This is a genomic window from Chryseobacterium proteolyticum (genome assembly GCF_046591535.1).
Classification (GTDB): Bacteria; Bacteroidota; Bacteroidia; order Flavobacteriales; family Weeksellaceae; genus Chryseobacterium; species Chryseobacterium proteolyticum.
In genome coordinates, this window is record NZ_JBJLWK010000001.1 from 378,678 (window position 1) to 402,250 (window position 23,573).

Consider the following 23,573-nt stretch of genomic DNA (forward strand, 5'->3'; position numbering starts at 1 on the left):
AAGGTTCTGAAATCATTCGGAGTTTGCAATCATTCTTTTCAATCGGATAGCAATGATACATCCGGTGCTTTTTATCTAACAAATCAAAGTACTGTAGGACTAATGATTTTATAATGCAGAAGTGAAGTCTTTTTATAATTCTGCTATTGTAGAATTAGATAATTTAAATTATTGATTATTAGTGTTTTGTATTTATTTTATCGTGATTTGAATATTGTAATTTTAATTGAAATATGAAAGATAGAAAATATACAAGCCTTAGTTTTGAATCAAAATTAGAAAAGAACTTCATGTACTGCTTTTGGAATCGGAACAGGTTAAGTAAGGTTTATTACCATGTTGACCCGACTGATGAGAATGGCTTTTTTTATGTCTGAACTTAAAATAATTTAAAAAATAAATATGTATTACAACGAGAAAACGATGCTTTATTATGACGGAAAGTTCCAGGAGGCTACTACTGCTTCTACGGGTCTTTACGGACAATCACTTCACTACGGATATGCTGTCTTTGAAGGAATTAAATCATACAAAACAAAGAACGGGACCAAAATTTTTAAGGCAAAAGAACATTATGACCGCCTGAAAAAATCAGCAGAATTGATGATGATTCCTTTTGATTATTCTACGGAAGAGATGATTGACTTGACCTATAAGCTTTTGGAAATGAATAATTTAAGTAATGCATACATCAGGCCATTAGTAATTTGCTCTCCAAATATGAGCCTTTCAAAAGGAAACAAAAGTTCTTTGATTATTGAAGCGTGGAGTTGGGATAACGGATACTTATCCGACCATGCAAGGATAATGACCTCTTCTTTTGAGCGCCCCAATCCGAAGGCATTTAGAATAGAAGCAAAAGCGAGTGGTCATTATGTAAATTCTATTCTTGCATCGCAGGAAGCCAAAGATAAAGGATTTGACGAAGCAATGCTTTTAGATGGCAATGGAAATGTAGCGGAAAGTTCAGGAGCCAATATTTTTTATGAAAAGGATGCAAAATTATATACACCGGCAAAAGGGAGTATTCTTCCAGGGATAACCAGAGCTACAATGTTCGAGATATGCGATCAGCTAGGGATTAGCTACGAAGAAAAATTCTTTAAACCTGAAGAAATGGAAGGAGCAGATGCCGGATTTTTTTGTGGTACTGCAGCGGAAGTGGTTGCGTTAGAATCATTGAATAATATTCCATTTAAACTGAAGTGGGAAAACAGTGTGTCTGCTTTGATTCAAAAAGCTTACAGACATCTGGTTTTTGAAGAAGATTATTCCTATTTAAAACAAGCGTTGTATGTGTGAAACATTAAATAAATATTCCAGGGTTCTCACTCAGGATCCTACTCAACCGGCAACCCAGGCGATGTTTTACGGAATCGGCTTTAAAAAAGAGGATTTCGATAAAGCCCAGGTTGGAGTAGCGAGTATGGGATATGACGGAAATACCTGCAATATGCACCTTAACGGGCTGGCAGAACTGGTTAAAAAGGGAGTAAACGGACAGAATCTTGTTGGCCTGATGTTTCATACCATAGGGATCAGTGACGGAATGACCAATGGGACAGATGGAATGCGATATTCTCTTGTCAGCAGGGATGTGATTGCAGACAGCATTGAAACGGTGTGTGCAGGACAGTACTATGACGGTCTTATTACAGTTCCGGGATGCGATAAAAATATGCCTGGTTCCCTAATGGCAATGGCGAGATTAAACAGGCCATCGATCATGGTATATGGGGGAAGCATAGAAGCAGGACACTATAAAGGCAATGATCTCAATATCGTATCTGCTTTTGAAGCATTGGGAAATAAGATTGCAGGAAAGCTTTCTGATGAAGATTATGATGGAATCATCAAAAACTCCTGTCCAAGTGCGGGGGCTTGTGGTGGTATGTATACAGCCAATACAATGGCTTCGGCGATTGAAGCACTGGGTATGAGCTTACCATACTCATCTTCTTATCCGGCTCTAAGCAAAGAGAAAAAGGAAGAATGTGAGTTTGCCGGACATTATATGAGGATATTGCTGGAAAAAGACATCAAGCCTTCCGATATCATGACGCCAAAGGCTTTTGAAAATGCCTTGAGAATCATTATGGTTTTAGGGGGAAGCACGAACGCAGTCCTCCATTTCATTGCAATAGCAAAGAGTATTGGTCATCATTTAACGCTGGATGATTTTCAGAAGATTAGCGATACTACACCTTTGCTGGCTGACCTGAAACCTAGCGGCAAGTACCTGATGAAAGATCTTCATGAGGTAGGAGGAGTACCGGCTGTGATGAAATATCTATTGGATCTCGGACTTCTTCATGGAGACTGCCTTACGGTAACCGGAAAGACAATGGAAGAAAACCTTAGAAATATTACTTCAATTATAGATAGGAAACAGGATATTATCAGAGATATCAGCAATCCTATAAAAGAAACAGGCCACATCCGAATTATGTACGGCAACCTGGCGGAAAGAGGCTGTGTGGCCAAAATTACAGGTAAGGAGGGAAATTTTTTTAAAGGAAAAGCAAGGGTTTTTGATGGTGAAAAAGAATTTATCAAAGGTATTGAAGACAAAATAATCCAGGAAGGTGATGTAGTTGTGATTAAGAATGAAGGCCCTAAAGGCGCTCCTGGAATGCCTGAAATGTTGAAACCAACTTCTGCATTGATGGGTTCCGGACTAGGTAAGAATGTAGCATTAATTACTGACGGGCGCTTTTCCGGGGGAACTCATGGTTTTGTGGTAGGGCACATTACACCTGAAGCCTTTGAAGGAGGATTAATTGGTTTGGTTAAAGACAATGATGTGATCGAACTAGATGCTGTAAAGAATACCATCAACCTGATTATATCAGATGAAGAATTAAAAGAAAGAAAAGCCGGATTCAAACAACCGGACTATAAAGTAAAAACAGGGGTGTTATACAAGTATGCAAAGCTGGTATCAGATGCCTCTCAGGGATGTATAACAGATTTTTAAATTGAATATAATGGAATCAACATTTAATGCATTAGAAACAGAAAGGTCTACACAGACCATAAAAAAAATTGAAAGGGGCAGAAGTTATTTTGGAAATCCTGAAAGCTGAAAACGTCAATACGATCTTCGGATATCCTGGTGGAGCTGTTATTCCGATTTATGACGCATTATATGATTACAAAGACGATTTAAAGCATATTCTCGTTAGACATGAACAGGGAGCAATCCACGCAGCACAGGGGTTCTCCAGGTCTTCGAACCATACCGGGGTAGCTATTGCAACCAGTGGCCCGGGAGCAACCAATCTGGTAACAGGACTTGCAGATGCTATGATTGACAGCACACCGGTTGTTTGCATAACCGGACAAGTATATGCATCCCTTTTGGGATCTGATGCTTTTCAGGAAGTAGATGTGATCAATGTTACCGCTCCTGTTACCAAATGGAACTGTCAGGTAACCGATGCTAAAGATATTCCGACAGCTTTGGCAAAAGCTTTCTATATAGCAAGATCAGGGCGACCAGGTCCTGTATTGGTGGATATTACTAAAAATGCACAACTTCAGGAAATGGATTTTATAGGATATGAGGCCTGTAATTCCATCCGGTCTTATCATCCTAAACCCCGAATCAGGCATGAATATATTGAGCAGGCTGCTTTACTGATCAACGCTGCTAAAAGACCATTCCTACTTTTCGGGCAAGGAGTGATTATAGGACAGGCAGAAAAAGAGTTACAGGATTTGGTTGAAAAAACCGGCATTCCTGCGGCTTCTACTGCTTTGGGCTTAGGAGCACTTTCTACAGAACATCCCCTTTATGTAGGAATGCTAGGAATGCATGGACATTATGCTCCTAACAAATTAACCAATGATTGTGATGTGATTATCGCTGTAGGAATGCGATTTGACGATCGTGTAACCGGAAAATTGGATCAATATGCCAGACAAGCTAAAGTAGTTCATCTCGATATTGATCTTGCGGAAATAGATAAAAATGTAAAAGCGGATGTCCCTGTTCTTGGTAATTGTAAAGAAACACTTCCTCTGCTGACTCAGGCTCTTTCAGAAAACTCACATAAAGAGTGGCTGGATCAGTTTAAAGAACTGCATCGTGAAGAAAATCTTGAGGTTGTACACAAGGAATTGAATCCGGAAACAGAAGAACTTACCATGGGAGAGGTGTTAAAATACCTGAACCAACTCACCCATGGCGAGTACATCATCTGTACGGATGTGGGACAGCACCAGATGATTTCCTGCAGATATGCTGAATTTAAAAAATCAAAAAGAAACGTCACTTCCGGTGGTCTTGGAACAATGGGATTTGGTCTTCCTTCAGCAATAGGTGCAAAAATGGCAAATCCTGACAAGCACGTGATCTGTATTGCCGGAGACGGTGGTTTTCAGATGAACATCCAGGAGCTGGGAACTATTTCACAATTCGGAATAGGGGTAAAGATGATTGTTCTGAACAATTCTTTTCTCGGGATGGTTCGTCAATGGCAGGAACTCTTTCATGACAAGCGATATTCTTTCGTGGATATTACCAGTCCAGACTTTTCTGCTGTTGCTGAAGCCTATGGCATTAAAGCAAAGCATGTAAAAGAGAGAGCTTTCCTGGAATCTTCATTAAAAGAAATGCTTGAAACAGAGGGATCTTATCTTCTGGAAATAAAAGTAGGGAAAGAAAATAATGTTTTCCCGATGGTTCCACAAGGATGCAGCGTAAGTGAAATCCGCTTAAAATAAAAATAAATATGATGAATAAACAGGAATACACCATAAGCGTTTTCACAGAAAACCAGGTAGGATTACTCGCCAGAATAGCAACGGTTTTTTCAAGAAGGGGGATTAATATAGACAGCCTGAATGTTTCACCGACAGAAATTACAGGTATTTCCAGGTTTACCATTGTAGTGGAAACTACATATGAAACTGTAAGGAAAATATCCCGCCAGATTCAGAAGCTGGTAGAAGTGATAAAAGTATATTACAATACCAATGAAGAAATCGTATGGCAGGAACTGGCACTTTTTAAAATAGAAACCAATGTCGTTTCTGAAAAATTCTATGTTGAAAGGATTTTAAGACAATATGGTGCAACCATCGTAAGTGTAAGAAATGATTATACTGTTTTTACGATTGTGGGACATCATGAAGAAATAGGCCGTTTCCTTGACCTTCTGGAGCCCCATGGTCTTATAGAGTTTATCAGAAGCGGAAGAGTAGCAGTTATTAAATCCAATGAAGCTTTCCATAAAAAGCTGACGGCCCTTGAAAAAATGGCTTATCAATAAAAAACACAAGTTCAATATATATAATGTGGCCAGAATTGGCCGGAAAAATAACAATTAAAAACAAAATTATGGCATTAATTAAATTTGCAGGAGTAGAAGAAAATGTAGTAACAAGAGAAGAATTTCCAATTGAAAAAGCGCAGGATGTATTAAAAAATGAGACTGTAGCGGTTTTAGGATATGGTATCCAGGGACCTGGTCAGGCTTTAAACCTTCAGGATAACGGAATCAATGTAATTGTCGGACAACGTAAGAATTCTAAAAGTTGGGATAAGGCAGTACAAGATGGATTTATTCCTGGTGAAACATTATTTGAATTAGAAGAAGCAGCACAAAGAGGAACTATTCTGTGCTATCTTTTAAGTGATGCTGCACAGATCGAATTCTGGCCAACATTAGAAAAACACCTTACCCCTGGAAAAACATTATATTTCTCACATGGTTTCGGAATTACCTATAATCATCAGACTAACATTGTACCGTCTAAAGAGGTAGATGTGGTTTTGGTAGCGCCTAAAGGATCCGGAACATCTTTAAGAAGACTTTTTGTGGAAGGTAAGGGATTGAACAGCAGTTATGCCATCCATCAGGATGCATCGGGAAATGCAAAGGATAAAGTAATTGCATTAGGGATTGCGGTAGGTAGCGGATATTTGTTCGAAACCAACTTTAAGAAAGAAGTATATAGTGATCTGGTAGGAGAAAGGGGCTCATTGATGGGTGCAATACAGGGACTTTTTGCAGCTCAGTTTGAAGTATTGAGAGCTCAGGGACATTCACCTTCCGAAGCCTTTAATGAAACCGTTGAGGAATTAACACAATCTTTAATGCCTTTGGTGGCAGAGAACGGAATGGATTGGATGTATGCCAACTGTTCAACGACAGCCCAAAGAGGAGCTTTAGATTGGTGGAAAAAGTTTTATGATGCTACTAAACCTGTATTTGAAGAACTATATCAAAGTGTGAAAGAAGGAACTGAATCACAAAAATCAATTTCAAGTAACAGTAAAGAAAATTACAGGGAAGGTCTTAATAAAGAGCTTGAAGAATTGAGAAACAGCGAATTATGGCAAGCCGGGAAAGTCGTAAGATCGTTACGTCCGGATAGAGAATATGAATATGAAAAGTAAAACCATTACTTTCCCTTCCTTAGATGCTGTTAAAAAAGGCCCGGAAAACCCTGGAAAATATTGTCAATACAACACCACTGCAGGAAAGCGTTAGACTTTCCAGACAGATTGGAGCGAATATTTTTTTGAAAAGGGAAGATATGCAACCGGTCCGTTCCTATAAGATCAGGGGTGCCTATAATAAAATCTACAGCCTCCACAGAAATGATAAAACCGGAAATGGTGTTGTTTGTGCCAGTGCAGGAAATCATGCCCAAGGCGTTGCTTTTGCATGCAGGAAACTAAAGATCAACGGAACGATTTTCATGCCCGTCACGACTCCTAAGCAAAAACTGGAGCAGGTAGCCATGTTTGGGGAACAGTATGTTGAAATAAAGCTTATAGGCGATACTTTTGATGACTCAAAGAATGCGGCCATAGGATACAGTGAAAATTCGGGAGCTGAATTTATCCATCCGTTTGATGATGTGGAAATCATTGAAGGGCAGGCTACCTTGGCCATGGAAATTCTGGAACAAGCAAAGGATCCTATAGATTTTGTACTTGTACCACTTGGAGGAGGTGGTTTAGCAGCCGGTATTATCACTGTGTTTTCGATTTTATCACCTCAAACGAAAATCATTATTGCAGAACCAAAGGGAGCTGCATCGATGAAGGCATCTGTAAAAGCCGGAACCAATATCGAATTGTTGCAAATTGATAAATTTGTAGATGGAGCTGCTGTTCAAAAGGTAGGCGACCTTACTTTTGAAATCTGCAGGGACCATATCCATGAGTGTATTGCTGTTCATGAAGGGAAAGTATGTGAAACTTTATTGGAACTTTACAACAAGGATGCAATGGTGCTTGAGCCTGCAGGTGCATTGACGATAGCTGCACTGGAGCTCTGTAAAGAAGAGATAGCAGGAAAAAATGTTGTATGCATTGTAAGCGGAAGTAACAATGATATTACAAGGACGGAGGAGATTAAAGAAAGGGCAATGCTTTATAAAGGATTGAAACATTATTTTATTGTAAAATTTCCTCAGCGACCGGGTGCTCTTAAAGAATTTGTTCTGAGTGTTTTGGGAACATCGGATGATATTACTTTTTTTGAATATACCAAAAGGAATTCCCGGGAAACTGCTTCAGCGATCGTTGGTATTGAAGTTCCTTCTTTTTCAGACTTTGAAGGATTATTAAAGAGAATGAAGCAGGCAGGGTATTATGAATCATATCTCAATGATTCCCCCAATATGATGAATATTTTAATTTAGATTAATGAATCAAGCCACTTTTGTAAGTGGCTTGATTATTTGGTAAACATAAGCTTTGACCGGTAATAAATACCCCTTATAGTCTTATGGATACTTAAAATAAGGCTAAACTGATAAATGTCATGGTGTTTATTATTTTTATTCATTCTAAATAAATATAAATTTGTTGTAGCAAAATAACAATAAGAAATAGAGAGATAATTACTCTCAATTATTACGGTTTGTTTTTTGGAAAGTATAATAAAAATAACACAACTAATCATATCCATATCAATTTTTGTTTTTTTAACCGGTGAGGCCATATCTCACCGGTTTTCTTTTATTATAGGATAAATGTTCCTGTAAAAAGAAACCCTTCCTATTATTGGAAGGGTTAGTTTTTAGAGTAAATTATTTCAGTTTATTAGATAAATCAAATCGGTACGATTATTCCTGATGGCTTAAACAGCTTCAGATTTACTTAAATTCCTGATATCATTGAATAATGTCCGTACTTCACCCCATGTATTTACTCTTTGATGGTGATCTATATTACTGTTGTGTCCTGCGTTAAACATAATTGGTCTTCCCTTACAGAAATCCAGATTTTTAATATGGTCATCAATAAGGTAGTCCGTATCGATTACACTCTTATCTCCGCACATAATGATATTTTTCCATGAAATAAAAGGGAAGTGCTCCTGCAGCCATTGGTATTTTTCATATAATGAAAGCGGAAACTCCATTGCTGCTGTCACAATATATACATCATAATCTTTCATCAGTTCCTGTACTACCTCTATGGCACCAGGCATCACTGGCAAGGTGCGGAAAAATCCCGGAGTTTGCAGATATTCGAATATTACTTCTTTGTTGGGAAAAGCGTCCGGTTCCGGTTTACCAATCATATCTTCCCGGCTGATTAAAATGCCATGATCCCTGTGATACCAGGCGATTAATTGTGCCTCTACATCTGCTATTACACCATCCATATCTATAGCGATCGTTTCTTTTTTATTTTTCATTTTGCGATTATTTGCAACAAATATATTAAATATTGCATAAAGTTGCATTATCTTGCAATAAATATTTTCTATATTTGTGTTATGATAAAAGCTGAAAGACAGGATCGCATTCTGGAATATCTGGCCAAGGACAAAAAGGTTTTGCTTGATCAATTGAGCAAAACCCTTAAAGTATCTGAAGATACCATACGCCGGGATATTAAAGAATTATCCGATAAAGGGTTGCTTAAAGCTGTCCGTGGTGGTGCTCTTCAACGGTCATCAATGCCGTTGCATTTTAAGGACCGGCAGAATATTGATGTGGCCCACAAAAAGATGATTGCAGAGAAGGTTTTGGAATATATCACTCCCGGAATGGTTCTGCTTGTGGATTCAGGAACCTCAGCATTGGCTGTAGTAGCGAATTTGCCAAAGGATATCGCTTTAACTGTTGTCACCAATAGCTTTCCTGTGGCTTCCCTTTTGGAAGACCATACAGAAATTGAAGTTTTGTTTATGGGGGGAATGCTGAATAAAATTTCATTCTCTACAACAGGATACGAAACCATACAAAGTATAAGAAATATCAGGGCAGATATCTGTCTACTGGGTGTTTGCAGTATTGATCTGGAGATGGGTGTGACGGGAGATGATTACGAAGATAGTCTGGTTAAAAGAGTAATGATAGAAACTTCAAAATGTACGATTGCCTTATCGACCTCAGATAAACTGGGAAAATCGGAATCCTTTTACATATGCGCCACGAATTCCCTAAATGTGATCATCACAGAAGCTGATCCCGATTCTGATTATTTAAAACCTTATATAGAAGCGGGTATAGAAGTACGGTAAAATCAAAAGGCAAAGAATAACTTTCTTTGCCTTTTGATCAATTCTAATCGATAATAATGGCCATGCATAACCCATTAGGCCCTGCTTGTGATCTTGGACGGCATGCTCCGTTAATGCAGCACCAGTCATCACCACATTTCAGGTTGGCAGGACATTGCAGGTATCCACCATTAATACGTCTTAGTTCACTTCTTTCCAATGATTTTAAATTTTTCATAGTACATAGTTTTAGTTGTAAAACAAATGTAATGAATTATGTAATAGGAAATTATCTGTTATTTAAAATAACCTGTTTATCTTTTTACAAAGTGATTTTTTCTCCTTGTACAGGAAAAATATACCGAATTCCCAAAGTATTTTTTTCCTTCAGTTGCTTCTTGATTTTCTCTATGTTATCATCCACAGGTTTCAGGTGGGTAATGATTACAGGGACGTTTTTTAGTTTTCCGTGTTGACAAAAACCATTTAGAATATTCAATTCATTTTCCAATAACGCTGGGGTAAGATGTCCAAATAATGATTTATCCGGTTGTTCATTTGGAAAAGAAACTTCTATTAGAATTCCTTTTAGCTTTTGCTTATTTACATATGGAGCAACCTGTTTCCAGAGTTTTTCGAGCTTATTGCTTTTTTCTATACGATCGCTTCCCGTATCTCCCAGGTAAAGAAGGTAATCGTCATTATACCGTAAAAGAAAAGCTGTACTTTCATAAGGGTTGACGTGGCTAAGCGGAAAAGCTGTCACAAACATTTCTGTGTCTGTTAGAGGTATTTCCCTGTTTTCTTTCAGACTGATCATTTTATATTTACCTAACCTGGGTGTTTCTCCGGTATCGGTAAAATTAGCCCAGCTTTGCCACGAGAAATATTTATCTGTAATGATGTTTCCAACAGAAGGTAGTGTATACACGGACTTTTTTGTATCATCCGGGCTGTTGATGATCAATCCGCTTACATGATCAAGATGTGCATGGGAGATAAGATAGCCTTTGATATTTTGTTGGATCACCTGCAATGCAGAATTTTGTTTAAAATTTCCCTTCTCTATTGCTTTTTCAATTCCGGAACGTATTGTTCCGGCATCAAGAGTAATATAATTGTCAGAATGCACCGGAGCAGCCATGTAGCTGGATAAATTACTTTCATCACCTCCACCATAAATCCCCAATGGGATTACTTTGAAGCTGTTCTGTGCGGAACAAATGGCTGTCGACAAAATAATAGCCAGGCTGAAAAATTGTTTTATCATGTAAAATACGTGTTATTGTTATGAGGAATAATGGGAATACAAATTTAATTTAAAACATAGCGATCACAAAACAAATTAAAGAAATCTATGTTTTGTAAGACTCCAGGTAATTATAATTATGTTTATTACAATTCTGAAATAAGGGAAAAGGGCTTCTCATAAATGAAAAGCCCCTGCTGCAAATGCATTACATATAAGCATGTAATAATTTATTAAATAAAAGCTTCCCGCTGGAGGGAAGCTTTAGACTAAAATGATGAAAATTATTATTAAGGTGATGTTTCGTATTCAAAAATAGTGATTGCTATCCATTTGTTTTTATGATCATGATCATAAAGTGGTGAATTATACTAGTCGTTTATCAAAAATAATTATGAAACTTACTTTACCAAAGTAGCGTCAAGTTCTTTTTTTCATAGTTGAAAAAAAAGAACTTTCACTTCAAATAAAGTTGCCGCTTGTTTAATTCCGATTTTGAATGTTTCGGGGGATACTATTTTTAGAGCTTTGAACAAAAGGTGATGTGTAGCCTCACCAGGGATCGAACCTGGATCTAAAGTTTAGGAAACTTTTGTTCTATCCATTGAACTATGAGGCCTTAGTGGGTCAAATATATTAATATCCATTTAAAAATAAGCCATGTTCAGCCATTTTTTCTTTCAAAAAGGCTGATTTCCATTTTGGCTACATCAATATCCGTTTTGGCAACTTCAGTCATTTTCCGAGTACGGACATTTGTATTGTAATTTTAATACAACAAAAAATGAAAACAATTTTTATAACAGGTGCCTCTACAGGACTTGGAAAAGCGAGTGCCAAATTATTTCAAAGCAAAGGATGGAATGTAATAGCAACGATGAGAAATCCGGAATCTGATACCGAACTGCATACTTTAGAAAATGTAACGTTACTTCCTTTGGATGTTACCAATCCGGAACAGATCAAATCTACAGTAAAAAAGGCATTGGAGATGAGTTCGATAGACCTTGTATTCAATAATGCGGGATATGGTTTAATAGGACCTTTGGAAGCTTTAACAGATGATCAGATCGTAAAACAATTAAATACCAATCTTTTGGGAGTGATCCGTGTTACACAGGCTTTTATTCCTTATTTCAGGGAAAAGAGAAGCGGAATGTTCATTACTACAACTTCTATTGGAGGCTTGATTGCTTTTCCATTAGGATCTACCTATCATGCCACGAAGTGGGCATTGGAAGGATGGAGCGAAAGCCTGGCATTTGAACTGAATACCTTCGGGATAGATATAAAAACCGTTTCTCCAGGCGGGATTAAAACAGATTTTATCAGTAGGTCGCTGGATATGGGTACCCAACCGGAATATGAACCAATGATCAATACTATGTTTTCCAATACGGAAGCGATGATGGAAGGGGCTTCAGAGCCTGAATTAATTGCTGAAGTAGTATATGAAGCTGCTACCGACGGTAAAAAGCAACTTCGCTATGTTGCAGGTAAAGATGCTAATGAGCTGTATGCACAACGTCTGGAGATGGGAGCAGAAGCATTCCGTGAACAATTCGGAAAGCAATTTATATAAATATTCATTCAAAGAACAGTGCAGATATAACGACTGCACTGTCTTTTTAACTTTAAATAATGCTTACATTTATATTATGGAAAAGAAAGATAATGCTCCTCTGAAAATTTCCTCTATTTCCGAGCTGCACGATATATTACAGGTTCCCAAACCCCTACATCCTCTGATCAGTCTTGTGGATAATACCACAATGAGCGTAAATAAAGAAATACTAAACCGGAATTTTGTCTTGAATTTTTACAAGATATCATATAAATTTTCTGAGAACGGGAAAATGGGATATGGCCAAGGATATTATGACTTTAACGAGGGTGGAATGATGTTTACGGCTCCCAACCAGATCCTGTCCACTGACGAAGAAGCAGAATACCATGGATATACCTTATTCATACATCCTGATTTTATTAGGAATTATCCCTTGGCTAAGAATATAAAGATATATGGCTTCTTTTCTTACGATACAAATGAAGCGCTTCACTTATCCGACAAAGAGAAGAAGCTTATCGTAGGATTGCTGGATAATATCAATGGAGAACTCCATACTGCGATTGACGATATCAGCCAGGATGTCATTATATCTTATATTGAAGTATTACTCAATTACAGCAACAGATTTTATAAGCGTCAGTTTATTACCCGCAAAACCGTAAGCAATGATCTTCTTTCCCGGATGGAAAAGATCCTGGAGAATTATTTTGAAGATCAGGAGACCTTACAAAATGGACTTCCTACCGTTGAGTTTCTGGCTTCCCGACTGAACCTGTCACCCCATTACCTGAGTGATATGCTTCGTAACCTTACAGGTCAAAATGCCCAGCAACATATCCATGAAAAATTAATTGAAAAAGCGAAAGAATATCTTACAACCACCAGCTTATCTGTAGCAGAAATAGCTTATCAGCTGGGATTCGAGCATTCACAATCATTTAATAAATTATTCAAAAAGAAAATGAATATCACACCCCTTATGTTTAAGCAATCGTTTAACTGATTATCGCAAAGGGCTGTAATGTAAGAATGGTTGCTTTTTATTGTTGGAAATCACTTTGTATGATATTCCTGAGAATAAAGTTTGCCCGTGCCTGCGGAGTATCAGGCGGTACAACTATAGGCGTATAACCATAATCAATATAGGTAGACCTCATCACATCATAAGTTTCTGCTGCTTCTTCCCAGGTTTGCTTTCTTTCGCCGTCTGTTCTGTAGATTTCCGGCCAGGGTGGAAGAATAAATACCTGGGGATTATAGAGATAGTTTGTGGTAATATTTTTCATTTCAGAGGTAACAGGTAATTGAATCATATGTGCATAGCAAAAAGCATCTATAATCCCACGATCAAAAAAAAACAATCTCATCCCGAACAGCAGAAACAGCCTCATAACTTTGTAAAGATGCACTGATCATAAGATCCGTATAGAGTTCTCTGTTTCCCCATGGAAGTCCATTTCCTTTATTTTTTATCTGTTCTTTAATGATTTGTCTTGCATCTTCTTCTACTGTCCGATATCCTGCATTTTCAAGCTCGTTCAGTAGAGTTGTTTTTCCAACACCGGGACCACCGGTGATGATGTAAAAGTTGTTCCTAAGGTATTTCGTTCCCATTTTTATGGAGTTTTTTAGAAGGAAAATGATTTAATCTATTTCCTGGCTTTTATATTTGTTCCTGTAATCTGCGGGAGTGAGTCCTGTGATTCTTTTAAAGACCGTTCTGAAGGTTTTAAGATCGTTATAGCCGATACTGTAAGTAACGTCAGCAATATTGTGTTCTCCAGATTCAAGAGCTTTCTTTGCAGCTTCTACCTTTACACGCTGGATGTACTCTATAGGATTTAGGGAAGTCGCATTTTTAAAACGGCGGATAAAATTTCTGCGACTCATATTCACCTGGCTGGCGATCTGTTCTACTGAAATTTCTGTTGTAAATTTCTTTTCAATATAACTTTGTGCTTTATGGATTTCATCATCATTATGCCTGCGCTGTCCGGAAAAGATCGTAAAAATGCCCTGGGAGCTTCGTCCATAGTCAAGAGCATAGAATTTGCTTAAAGAAACCGCCACTTCTTTACCGCAGTTTTTTTCAATGAAATACAAAATTGCATTCAATGATGAAAATCCGCCACCGCCTGTAATGATCGCCTTAGAATGGGTAACCACATGCTCCGGTTTGAAATCGATCAAAGGGTATCGATACTGAAGATCTTCTATAGCGTTCCAATGTGAAGTCGCAGGCATATGATCAAGAAGTCCGCTTTCAGCAAGGAAATATGCTCCGGTACAAAGACTGATGATCTCACATTTTTGTTCATACTTTTTCAGAATCCATCCCGTCAGTACAGCATTTTTTGTTAATATGGCATTCACATCTTCCTGTCCGGATTTCATAGGAGCCACAATCACCACATCCGTATCGAATTTTTCTGCCAGTGTTCTGCTACAGCAAAACTGCATAGGCAGCCCGGATGAAACTTCTTTATGATGAACCCCGATAAGTTCTATATGAAAGGGAAGTGGCCTGCCATTCATTAATGCCATCTCATTGGCACTGCTAAAAAGTGCTGTTACCGTGGAGACTGCTGTAGGCATGGCATCTTCATACACTATAATTGAAATATGTTTCATAATATCAGTGCTTGTATACTCAAAAGTACATAATTAAATGGCACAAAATGCACTGCATGTTGTCATTTATGCGTTGCCCCTTTTAAAAAGAGGCTCTTTAATTTTACATAAAAATCAGTTATGAAAACAATATTTGAACATAAAGACAGGCAGGAGCTGATCGAAAGGATCAGTGCACTAACAGATAATAAGACTGCACAGTGGGGAAAAATGAATCTTTATCAGATGATCAGACACTGTACCGTTTGGAATGATTGGATTTTAGGAAGAAATAAACAAGAGTATAAACAGGAATTTTTGGGAAAACTATTTGGGAGAATGGCTTTAAAAAGATTATTGCGGGAAGGAGCTGTCATGGATAAAAATGTACCGGCAGGTGAATTTGCCATTAAAGAAAAAACAGGAGATACGGACTTATATAAAAAAATATGGTTGGAGCAGATTGCTGCTTATGAAAACTATTCAAATCCTGATTTTATCCATAATTTCTTTGGGAAAATGAAAACAGAGGATTTGGGCATGTTTGTTTATAAACACATGGATCATCATTTACGGCAGTTTAATGTATAATATTCATGATATAGGATACTAATCATTATTTCTTGCTATATTGGTCTTTCACTAATTGTTACCTAATATCATGAAATACCTATATTTAGTAGTATGCTCACTTTTAATTATTGCCTGTAAAGGACAGGGAAAAACAGATCTTTCAACATTGAGATTGAATGAGTCCATTGAAGATCTGATCGACTTTAAAAATAAAAATATGGTTGAAGTAAATACTGTTGAATATCCCTTTTGTTTATTTATTGAAATAGATAATTCAGAGAAGTTTACGTTTGACGGAATAGATTTAAAAGGACAAAAAGTATTTTTCCAGATTAATTCCGAGCGATTGAAAACAGACAGTATTACAAAATTTGGTGGAGGTCATTTTGATATGCAGGGTTTTAAAGATAAAAAAGAACTTGCTGCAATTCTGAAAAAACAAAAAGCAGATCCCACAATATATGGATTCAGGATAGAAATGAAAACTCCTGCCCTGAAGAAAGAAATCCTAAAAAAGCTCGAAAGCCGTTACGGAAAGGGAATTAAAAATCCTAATACGGATAATGGGCTATACTGGAATGTAAAAAAAGACAATCGATATATTTTCTATGCACCGGACTATGACAGGCTAATTATTCTGAATAATATAAACCTTTCAAAAACATGTTATTGGGATGCTATGAACGGACTTATAGATTTTGGCGGATGTGACAATGAATCTTATACTAAGGAACTCACCAAGAACAGAACCGATTCTAAAGATATCAAAGATAAACCTGTTATCAAAATTGATAAAAACTGGAATATAAATGGTCTTACACTTGGTACTTCAACCGAAGCGGATTTTGTTAAATCTTCACTCAACAAAAATTTTGAAAGAATAACCACCGTAGATTCAAAAGGAGACCTCAAAGAATTGATGCAGCAAAATACTTATAATAATTTTCATTTTTATTTCACAGCTGGAAAAAACGGTGAAAATGATCAGGAAAATAACATTTTGAAAGGTTATGCGATCAATGATTTTGAAGCGGTGGAGGTTTCCTTTGAGAATCAGTTGAAAAAAGGAATGAAAGGAGAGGATGTATTAAAGATCATAGGTAAAAATGATGTTGTAGGAGATCCGGGATTAAAGTACTCCAATTATTTAGAGATTAAAAATCCTGCTTATAAAATCAATTTAATATTTGATGATAATAAATTGTTTTCAAGCATGTACGTGCTCAAAAAAGAATAGAAATTGTGCCAGAAAGAAATAAAGCTCCGGTAAATCCGGAGCTTTAATATTTATTCCATGATCCACTCGGTAGCTTTTTGTAGAACGACATCAGCATTTTTATCCTCTGAAGGAATAATCATAATGTCCGGTTGTATGCCTTCCTTGTATTCTTTTCCTGTCCGGTCCATTTCGTAGGAAACCGCAAGGTAAAGTGTTCTTCCATCACTCAGTTTGTATCCCTGATTTGCACTGGTAAGTCCAGCAGAAGGCTGACCAAAGGTTTTAACATTCTTTTTTCCGATAAAGGAAATAGTGGTCGCCTCACCACTACTGGCTGTCATAGGTCCTATTAAGACTGCTATTTTAGGGTTCTGATCATGTAGCGTATAGGGTTTTGAAACAGAAACACTATACATACTGCCATCCTTGTATTTCCAGGCACTTTTGCTTTTTCCATCTTTTGTAAAATAACCCAAAGCTCCTTCTCCTGTTAAGGGGCCCAATCCCGTTATCATGGGATACATATTGCCTCCGGTATTGGATCTGAGATCTACAATCCAGCCTTTCAGGGTGTTTTCTGAATCAAGCTTTTTAATCATACCCTGTATTTTTTCAGCAAAAGCATTACCTACTTCTTTGTTAAGAGATGAAAATGGGGGGACCATAATATAACCGATCTTTTGGTCCAATAATTTATATTCAGGTTCGATAGGAGAACTTTTTGTACTCTTTTTTTTCTTCAGCATATTGTCTATTGTCCACGAAAGAATGATTATCTCCTGCAGCCCGCAACACTTTTATAATATGTTGAATAGCAGGAGCTGTATCTTCCTCTGTTACCATACCTCCGGAAAGTTTCTGAAGGTTATTATCAAGTGAACTCCAGTCTATTTTATCTTTAAAAATCGAATTTTTCTTTACGATGTTTTTAAATTGATTGATATACTTCAAAGCGGTCTTCGAAGCTTCCTTATCGGAAAATGGGATTTCCGTGACAGAAAAATCATCAAACCAAACTTTACCACTTCCTTTTAAAAAGCCACCCAATACAAAGTAGTCTGCCTGATCATTAAGTATAAATTCCAGGGTGTACTTTTTCCAATCTTCATTTTGGACTATTTTACGGTTTTGGGAAAAAGAATTTCCGAAATCAACCATAGTATTCTTTCCATCCCAAACCTGTGCCCACAGAGAAATATTACCCTGGATATTTGCTGATTTTATAAAAGCACCGATTTCAACTTTTCTTAATCCTTTTCCAGGAATCTTTACTTTTTGAGAGAAAGTTTGTAATTCATTAACATGATCCTGTTTACCGAAGATTTGTAATGAGCCGTTACCGGAGTGTTTAACCTCACCATCATATTTCATCTCATATGGGTCGAGGACTTTATGGCTCCAATCCGAAGGATAATTGTTTTCTGTTTTTTCAAAGCCGGGATTTTGTAATTGGGCTGACGCAAAGATGCTACCGGCCAAAAGAAAAATACCAATGGAAATTTTTTTCATGGTTTAAATTTGATTTCTAAAAATAGGAATATTTAAAAAATATACAACTCTCTAATTACCTAATTTCTGAAGGAAAAGGTTAAGATCTTCCTCTTTATCCAGTCCTAATTTTTGTTTGATCCTGTAGCGGCTCATTCTTACACTTTTAGGCTCGATATGCATCAATTGGGAAATCTGGCGGGTATCCATTTTAAGATAAAGGTAAGCACAAAGCTTCATATCAAGAAGGGTAAGCTTTTTATGGGCTTTTTCGTTGATGAGGTTAAAGAAATCGGGGTGAACTCTCTGGATCTGGAGTTTTGCATCTTCAAAATCATTATCAAGAACGAGCTCTTCTTTCATAATCTTCTGCATATTCAGAGAGCTGTCATCGGCAAGTTTATCTTTGATGCTATGCAACATGCGGTTTTTATGTTCCAGCTGAAGGACGTTGGCCATTGCTTCTTTTTGGAGTTGCTGCTGCTGGGCTTCCAGCAGTTGTTGTTCTGCCCTTAATCTTGCCTGTTCTTCCTTCTCCAGTTTTACCTGCATTTCAGATTCATGTTTTTCGAATTCAAGTTGTTTCTCCCGTTCTAAGGAAAGACGCAGTTTGAAATGGTAGGAACGAAACATAAAAAGGAGTCCAAGTAATGAAGCGATAGCAATGCAAACATATAAATAGTTTTGAAGTTTACGGCTTTCCTCCCTTTCTTTGAGTATTTTCACTTCATTATTCTTTTTTTCTGTTTCAAATTGTATCTCAAGCTTCTGTGCATTAAGGGCTTGCTGCTGATTAAAATTCTTGTCGCTGTATTCGGTTACTTCCGCCTGAAAATCCAAAGCTTTTTCAAAATTGCCCTGATTTTTATAAAAGTTAGACAAAGCCTGGGTAATATTGATTAAAGTATAATAGTATGGGGCTTTATCGGCTTTCATCAGATGATAAGCTTCTAATAGATACTTTTCTTCTAAAAGAGTATTACCATCTCTTTTGGCATATTCACTTAATATCCCAAAGCTACTGGCTTTAACTTCTGAAGCATTAGGATTATCTTTTAATATATTCCCCGCTGTCTCGGCATAATAAATGGCTTTTTTTTTCTGCATCTTTATCATTGGCTGGAAAATATTTTAAATATACATTGGCAATATTGTTACAAGTGATGGCATAGGTATATCTGGATACTCTTGTTGGATATTTCAGATAAAGATCTTCAGACTTTCTTAAATAAAAGAGAACACTGTCCAGTCCTTTTTTTTTCTTTGGAAGAATTGTAATTATATTCGTGGGCAACGGATAAGGCTGCATACGCATTACTGAGAAGATTATAATTTTTTGTTTTTTTTTGCATTTTCAACTGTTTTGTGCGCATAGTTATTGACTTGGGGTACATTATTCCATGTTGAATATGAAGCATAAAGCTGATAATAAAAACAGGCTGCAATATAAGGGTCCGGTGATTTTTCCAGCTTTTTTAACCCGAGCTGACAATATTTTATCCTTTTTTCGTGGTCATCCAAAGTTTTATACAAGAACACTTTTGCATAATATGCGGAAGCCATTGCCTGAGGATTTTTAGATTGTTGGGCAATCATTAAAGCCGAATCACTTATCTTTTTTAATGAGGCTATTTGCTGATCATTGGCTTTTATAACTGTGAGAAGTGTATAAGCTTTTGTTGCTTCAAGGTAATTCTTATTCCTTAAGGCGATACGGGCACTCTGCCTTGCCTTATTTTCGGCAGCAGAATAGTTTCTGTTTATTCTGTAAGCTTCTGCAAGTTGATTTAATAAAAAGGGCTTTTCTTTTTCCTCAGTGGCCGGATTATTAATTGCCGATTGAAGACTGTCGGTATACACACCTTGAGGAAAAACATGACAGCTTATTCCTAAACAGGTCCATAAAAATATTTTGTAGAATACAGATTTCATATACTTAAAATTAAGATAATTTGTTAGATTCCCGCATAAAAGTTTGTAAATATGGACGAATATATAGAATAGCAAGGTGCTGGAAACCAGTGCTGTTTGATTCCTGTAGTCATATTGTAGACACCCTTATAAGAGAAGTAGATGTTTTGTAGCATCATAAAGTTTGGAAATACGCGCCATTCAAACGAATCTTTGTCTTAGCAATATTGCTGTATAATTAATCACAGATTTTTATGAACAACAAAACTTTATCTATCGTTTCCTATATTACTCCTATAGGCTGGATTATAGCCTATCTATCAGGAAAAGACAATGCAGACGCTCTACTTAAATATCATTTAAGACAGTCTTTAGGACTTATGATTATAAGTATCCTTTTCAATATTTTAATGAGAATACTGGTTTCTGTGACACCTGCATTATCTTTTTTAGGTATCGCAGGACTTCTTATTACCATATTCTGGATATTGGGAATCATTAATGCCGCAAACGGAGCAGAAAAGCCGGTTCCCGTATTCGGAAAAATGTTTGAAGATAAATTTAATTTCATTGGTTAACACAAGCAGGAAAATTAATATGGACGATTATAAATATTTCATCCGTGAAGGCAATCAGTTTCATCTTAAAACCAAAGTCTCAACTGCAGTTCTAAGAACAATATTATGTGTAGTAATAGCTGTTGTTTTGTATTACATAATCCCTCCGGAAAATAAGATAAGGCTTTGGTCAGCTGTTCTTTTCGTGTTCTTTGCATTGGTTAATTTGTTGAGGACAACAAAAAAATTGATCATCGATACACAGGCCAGAACCATCATTCATAAAAATAATATATTGAGTGGAGAAGCTGTTTACCGTTTTGAAGATTTTGAACAATTTTATGTACTCGTGGGAAAATATCTTTTTATCACCATGGACAGTACAGCTTTCTTAATATTTGATCAGAATGGCAGAGAGAAGAGAGTTCCGGTCGTTGTAGGGCTTTTTAGTTCAAGAACTCCACAAAATGCCATTAATGAAGTAAGCGAAATCATGAATATTGCAGAAAAATAATGGAATCGAATAAATATCAACTGGAAATAACCTCCACTGAATTAAGTATAAAACCTTATTTCGGATATTTACCAAAGATAAAGATATTCGTTTTTCTGGCTATTGTTATATTCTGTTTTGTTCCCTTTTTCACTCAGCTGAATGATAACATCCGATATACGTTGCATGGCCTTGGTGGGATCATGTTATTGTATGCGGTATATGATTTTATCTTTTGGGCCGGTATAAAATTCCTGTTTGATAAAAAAACAAACAGTATTTACAAGATTTACCCATTGTCGGTAAGAAAAAGATTAATGGCTTTTGATGAAATGACAATTATCAATACTGCAGAATATGGTGACAGGGCTTATGCCATAGGTAAAAAGAAGAAACAGTTTCTAAGAAATTATCCTATTAGTGATACCTTTTCCGGAAGTAAAAGAAGTAATAGGAGAGAGGATGAATACGTAGAACAGATACTGAATCCTATTCTTGAGTTTGTAAATAATCCTTAAATCTAAAGTCACTCCAAATACATATCAATATGAAAAAAAAGATTGTTATATTCTGGATACTGTATATGTTGTTTTTTGCAATCCCATTTCCAATGATTTTGTATTACAACATCAGGGGGGGATGATCCTACTGATCTCAGCTTTGTAAACCCATGGCTTGCTTTAGGTATTTTAGCCGTTTCTCTTATATTATGGATCATTATTCTTACCGGGTATTTTCGCAAATGGATCCTGTCTAATTTTACAGCAAAAAAGAATATTGAATATTTAAACAAAAATGGAGTCCCTCGCAAAGCCGAAATAATTGAAGCTATAAAAATAAAGGAGGAGAGTAAATATAACTCTTATGACCTAAAACTATTATTTAAAAATTTAGTAGATACTGAAATTGTCCAGAAAACAACGGTAAACGATTCAAAACCTCAGCAGCATCGATTTGAAGCCGGGAAAAAGATTGATATTCTTATTGACAAAGAAGTAAAAAGAGAACCTTATTTTATTTTTGCAGGAACTGAAGCGAAGATCAGTATCCTGACTATTTCTCTTATTTGCTTAGGATGGCTTGCGCTTGTTGCAATTATTTCCTGGTATTATATCTACTCTTATCATACGGAAAGTATGGGAATGGGTTGGAGGTTTATGGTTTTCTGGCATCCTCTTATTCTTTGCCCAGCCATTCTTTTGCTGTATAGAGTAGGATTTCCTTTGATTATAAGAGTATTTGAAGGAAAAAAAAAGGGTGAAGCAGCGCTTATTAAATTGAAAGGGATAAAAACTACAGCCAGATTACTGAGCGCCAACCAGACAGGAACCTATATTAATGAACAGCCTATGGTTCTGTTTAAAGTAGAATATATAGATTTCCAAAATCATACAAGAAGGGCAGAGCTCAAAAAAAATTGTAAATCTTCTTGACTTGAATATAGTAAAACAGGCAAACATAGATATTTTTTACCTCAAAGAAAATCCTGACCTTGTTGCATTTGCCTCTGATTTGGATCAAATTAGTTAACACCATGAAAAAATCAATCATTATAATAATTGCAGGCAGTACTCTTTTTACAGGTTGCGAACAGATTTCAAAGAGTGTTAAGGATACCTTTAAGCCTGTACCAAAAGATAGTATCTCTACCTATGTAAAAAAGGAAGAAACTTTTCCTGAAAGCCCATTTGATCCTGCAGTAGAACGGCAGATAGAAGAAGCGCAGCATATGGTCAATACTATTTTGGAAAAACATACTAAAACCCATGTTCAGACTCATCAGGAAGGTAAAAGCACAGACTTTCTCAGCAACGAAGAAAAATTAATCAAAGCTGAGGAAGCACTGAAAAAGCTGCTTCAGTACATGGGTAAAGAGATCTTTATCTACTCTTCCGTTTATTTTTATAACGATGGCAATATCAGGCTGATGCTTCAGCATCCTCAGAACCCGGAATACATAGACAATTACCGTTATGAAAATGGTAAATGGTCTGATCCCAGCCCGGAACAATTATCCGTTAAAGATAATATTAAAACCAGGTTGATCCCCTTAAGAAAGCTTCCTTTCGTAAATATTGCCAAAGCGGCAGAAATCTATAATGAAAAAACAGCTCGCGTTGAAGGAGCAAAGCCTGTTACAAATATTTCCATTTCGGTCTGGAACAATATGATAAGATGGTATCCTTCAAGCATTAACGGAAGCAGGGAACGCTATTCAATTGAGCTAAACGAAAACGGAACATTAAAAAAATTTGAGAGAGAGTAGTAAGGAGGTATAATATAAAAGAATCCGCTCTTTAGGAGCGGATCCAGTAGATAAATACATCTCATTTTTTTAATTAGACAACAATAAAAAGCACAGCCGACAATGCTGTGCTTAAATTTTTATAAATTTAATTGCAATTTCAAATCTGAAAAAAGCAAAAA

26 protein-coding genes and 1 tRNA gene are annotated in these 23,573 nt (G+C 36.6%); 16 read left to right on the top strand and 11 right to left on the bottom strand.

Annotation, left to right across the window (positions count from 1 at the left end):
- Positions 1-402 precede the first annotated feature (402 nt).
- From ACJ5H0_RS01585 to ilvA, 6 genes are all read left to right on the top strand, one after another.
- On the top strand, positions 403-1,302 hold the full coding sequence (locus ACJ5H0_RS01585) for an aminotransferase class IV (RefSeq protein ID WP_172283179.1): 900 nt from the start codon (positions 403-405) through the stop codon (positions 1,300-1,302).
- On the top strand, positions 1,295-2,977 hold the full coding sequence (gene ilvD, locus ACJ5H0_RS01590) for a dihydroxy-acid dehydratase (protein ID WP_273647858.1): 1,683 nt from the start codon (positions 1,295-1,297) through the stop codon (positions 2,975-2,977). The genes ACJ5H0_RS01585 and ilvD overlap by 8 nt, the downstream gene beginning before the upstream one ends.
- 68 nt (positions 2,978-3,045) lie before the next feature.
- A complete protein-coding gene (gene ilvB / locus ACJ5H0_RS01595) occupies positions 3,046-4,728 on the top strand; it encodes a biosynthetic-type acetolactate synthase large subunit (RefSeq protein ID WP_411246859.1) in 1,683 nt (560 codons plus the stop codon).
- Positions 4,729-4,736: 8 nt separating this feature from the next.
- Positions 4,737-5,276 (top strand): acetolactate synthase small subunit, encoded by a 540-nt coding sequence (gene ilvN, locus ACJ5H0_RS01600; protein ID WP_228457034.1) that lies wholly within the window; start codon positions 4,737-4,739, stop codon positions 5,274-5,276.
- A 68-nt stretch (positions 5,277-5,344) separates the two neighbouring features.
- Positions 5,345-6,406: a ketol-acid reductoisomerase gene (ilvC, locus tag ACJ5H0_RS01605; protein ID WP_411246861.1), complete on the top strand. Its 1,062-nt coding sequence runs from the start codon at positions 5,345-5,347 to the stop codon at positions 6,404-6,406.
- A 23-nt stretch (positions 6,407-6,429) separates the two neighbouring features.
- Complete coding sequence (gene ilvA, locus ACJ5H0_RS01610) at positions 6,430-7,662, top strand: threonine ammonia-lyase IlvA (protein ID WP_411246863.1); 1,233 nt, start codon at positions 6,430-6,432, stop codon at positions 7,660-7,662.
- 440 nt (positions 7,663-8,102) lie between these two features.
- Here the strand turns inward: ilvA and ACJ5H0_RS01615 are convergent, their stop codons facing one another.
- On the bottom strand, positions 8,103-8,666 hold the full coding sequence (locus ACJ5H0_RS01615; protein WP_411246865.1) for a 5' nucleotidase, NT5C type: 564 nt from the start codon (positions 8,664-8,666) through the stop codon (positions 8,103-8,105).
- A gap of 81 nt (positions 8,667-8,747) precedes the next feature.
- Between ACJ5H0_RS01615 and ACJ5H0_RS01620 the strand changes: the two genes are divergently transcribed.
- Positions 8,748-9,497, top strand: a complete 750-nt coding sequence (locus ACJ5H0_RS01620) for a DeoR/GlpR family DNA-binding transcription regulator (protein WP_172283170.1) — start codon at positions 8,748-8,750, stop codon at positions 9,495-9,497.
- 43 nt (positions 9,498-9,540) lie between these two features.
- Here the strand turns inward: ACJ5H0_RS01620 and ACJ5H0_RS01625 are convergent, their stop codons facing one another.
- The 3 genes from ACJ5H0_RS01625 to ACJ5H0_RS01635 all read right to left on the bottom strand — a co-directional run bounded on the left by ACJ5H0_RS01625 (position 9,541) and on the right by ACJ5H0_RS01635 (position 11,344).
- Entirely contained in the window at positions 9,541-9,714 is a 174-nt protein-coding gene (locus ACJ5H0_RS01625) for a hypothetical protein (RefSeq protein ID WP_411246867.1), read from the bottom strand.
- An 84-nt stretch (positions 9,715-9,798) separates the two neighbouring features.
- Positions 9,799-10,746 (bottom strand): MBL fold metallo-hydrolase, encoded by a 948-nt coding sequence (locus ACJ5H0_RS01630; RefSeq protein ID WP_411246869.1) that lies wholly within the window; start codon positions 10,744-10,746, stop codon positions 9,799-9,801.
- 526 nt (positions 10,747-11,272) lie between these two features.
- A tRNA-Arg gene (locus tag ACJ5H0_RS01635) sits at positions 11,273-11,344 on the bottom strand.
- A gap of 165 nt (positions 11,345-11,509) precedes the next feature.
- On the opposite strand from ACJ5H0_RS01635, the gene ACJ5H0_RS01640 reads away from it, so the two are divergent.
- Together ACJ5H0_RS01640 and ACJ5H0_RS01645 are read left to right on the top strand one after the other, a co-directional pair.
- Positions 11,510-12,307 carry an SDR family oxidoreductase gene (locus ACJ5H0_RS01640; RefSeq protein ID WP_411246871.1) on the top strand — a complete coding sequence of 266 codons (798 nt, stop codon included), beginning with the start codon at positions 11,510-11,512 and terminating at the stop codon, positions 12,305-12,307.
- Between the two features lie 76 nt (positions 12,308-12,383).
- On the top strand, positions 12,384-13,298 hold the full coding sequence (locus ACJ5H0_RS01645; protein ID WP_411246873.1) for a helix-turn-helix domain-containing protein: 915 nt from the start codon (positions 12,384-12,386) through the stop codon (positions 13,296-13,298).
- A 37-nt stretch (positions 13,299-13,335) separates the two neighbouring features.
- Here ACJ5H0_RS01645 and ACJ5H0_RS01650 read toward each other — a convergent pair whose 3' ends face one another.
- The 3 genes from ACJ5H0_RS01650 to ACJ5H0_RS01660 are packed head-to-tail and all read right to left on the bottom strand — an operon-like array spanning position 13,336 to position 14,926.
- Positions 13,336-13,608 carry an AAA family ATPase gene (locus ACJ5H0_RS01650; protein WP_411246875.1) on the bottom strand — a complete coding sequence of 91 codons (273 nt, stop codon included), beginning with the start codon at positions 13,606-13,608 and terminating at the stop codon, positions 13,336-13,338.
- Positions 13,609-13,642: 34 nt separating this feature from the next.
- On the bottom strand, positions 13,643-13,909 hold the full coding sequence (locus tag ACJ5H0_RS01655; RefSeq protein WP_411246877.1) for an AAA family ATPase: 267 nt from the start codon (positions 13,907-13,909) through the stop codon (positions 13,643-13,645).
- Between the two features lie 30 nt (positions 13,910-13,939).
- On the bottom strand, positions 13,940-14,926 hold the full coding sequence (locus tag ACJ5H0_RS01660; protein ID WP_411246879.1) for a GlxA family transcriptional regulator: 987 nt from the start codon (positions 14,924-14,926) through the stop codon (positions 13,940-13,942).
- 120 nt (positions 14,927-15,046) lie between these two features.
- On the opposite strand from ACJ5H0_RS01660, the gene ACJ5H0_RS01665 reads away from it, so the two are divergent.
- On the top strand, positions 15,047-15,496 hold the full coding sequence (locus ACJ5H0_RS01665; protein ID WP_273647867.1) for a DUF1569 domain-containing protein: 450 nt from the start codon (positions 15,047-15,049) through the stop codon (positions 15,494-15,496).
- Between the two features lie 70 nt (positions 15,497-15,566).
- Entirely contained in the window at positions 15,567-16,715 is a 1,149-nt protein-coding gene (locus tag ACJ5H0_RS01670; RefSeq protein WP_411246881.1) for a hypothetical protein, read from the top strand.
- 50 nt (positions 16,716-16,765) lie between these two features.
- Here ACJ5H0_RS01670 and ACJ5H0_RS01675 read toward each other — a convergent pair whose 3' ends face one another.
- From ACJ5H0_RS01675 to ACJ5H0_RS01690, 4 genes are all read right to left on the bottom strand, one after another.
- Complete coding sequence (locus ACJ5H0_RS01675; protein WP_411246883.1) at positions 16,766-17,443, bottom strand: S41 family peptidase; 678 nt, start codon at positions 17,441-17,443, stop codon at positions 16,766-16,768.
- Complete coding sequence (locus ACJ5H0_RS01680; protein WP_411246885.1) at positions 17,397-18,206, bottom strand: hypothetical protein; 810 nt, start codon at positions 18,204-18,206, stop codon at positions 17,397-17,399. The genes ACJ5H0_RS01675 and ACJ5H0_RS01680 overlap by 47 nt, the downstream gene beginning before the upstream one ends.
- 51 nt (positions 18,207-18,257) lie before the next feature.
- Complete coding sequence (locus ACJ5H0_RS01685) at positions 18,258-19,292, bottom strand: helix-turn-helix transcriptional regulator (protein WP_411246887.1); 1,035 nt, start codon at positions 19,290-19,292, stop codon at positions 18,258-18,260.
- Positions 19,293-19,511: 219 nt separating this feature from the next.
- Entirely contained in the window at positions 19,512-20,117 is a 606-nt protein-coding gene (locus ACJ5H0_RS01690; RefSeq protein ID WP_411246889.1) for a hypothetical protein, read from the bottom strand.
- A gap of 233 nt (positions 20,118-20,350) precedes the next feature.
- On the opposite strand from ACJ5H0_RS01690, the gene ACJ5H0_RS01695 reads away from it, so the two are divergent.
- The 5 genes from ACJ5H0_RS01695 (at position 20,351) to ACJ5H0_RS01715 (ending at position 23,412) form a co-directional block, all read left to right on the top strand.
- Complete coding sequence (locus ACJ5H0_RS01695; RefSeq protein WP_172283152.1) at positions 20,351-20,674, top strand: DUF4870 domain-containing protein; 324 nt, start codon at positions 20,351-20,353, stop codon at positions 20,672-20,674.
- The gene (locus ACJ5H0_RS01700; RefSeq protein ID WP_411246893.1) at positions 20,646-21,167 is read left to right on the top strand and encodes a hypothetical protein; all 522 of its coding nucleotides are present in this window, start codon (positions 20,646-20,648) and stop codon (positions 21,165-21,167) included. The genes ACJ5H0_RS01695 and ACJ5H0_RS01700 overlap by 29 nt, the downstream gene beginning before the upstream one ends.
- Complete coding sequence (locus tag ACJ5H0_RS01705) at positions 21,167-21,664, top strand: hypothetical protein (RefSeq protein WP_411246896.1); 498 nt, start codon at positions 21,167-21,169, stop codon at positions 21,662-21,664. The genes ACJ5H0_RS01700 and ACJ5H0_RS01705 overlap by 1 nt, the downstream gene beginning before the upstream one ends.
- A 618-nt stretch (positions 21,665-22,282) precedes the next feature.
- On the top strand, positions 22,283-22,579 hold the full coding sequence (locus ACJ5H0_RS01710; protein WP_411246898.1) for a hypothetical protein: 297 nt from the start codon (positions 22,283-22,285) through the stop codon (positions 22,577-22,579).
- A 101-nt stretch (positions 22,580-22,680) separates the two neighbouring features.
- On the top strand, positions 22,681-23,412 hold the full coding sequence (locus ACJ5H0_RS01715; RefSeq protein WP_411246900.1) for a hypothetical protein: 732 nt from the start codon (positions 22,681-22,683) through the stop codon (positions 23,410-23,412).
- Positions 23,413-23,573: the final 161 nt, after the last annotated feature.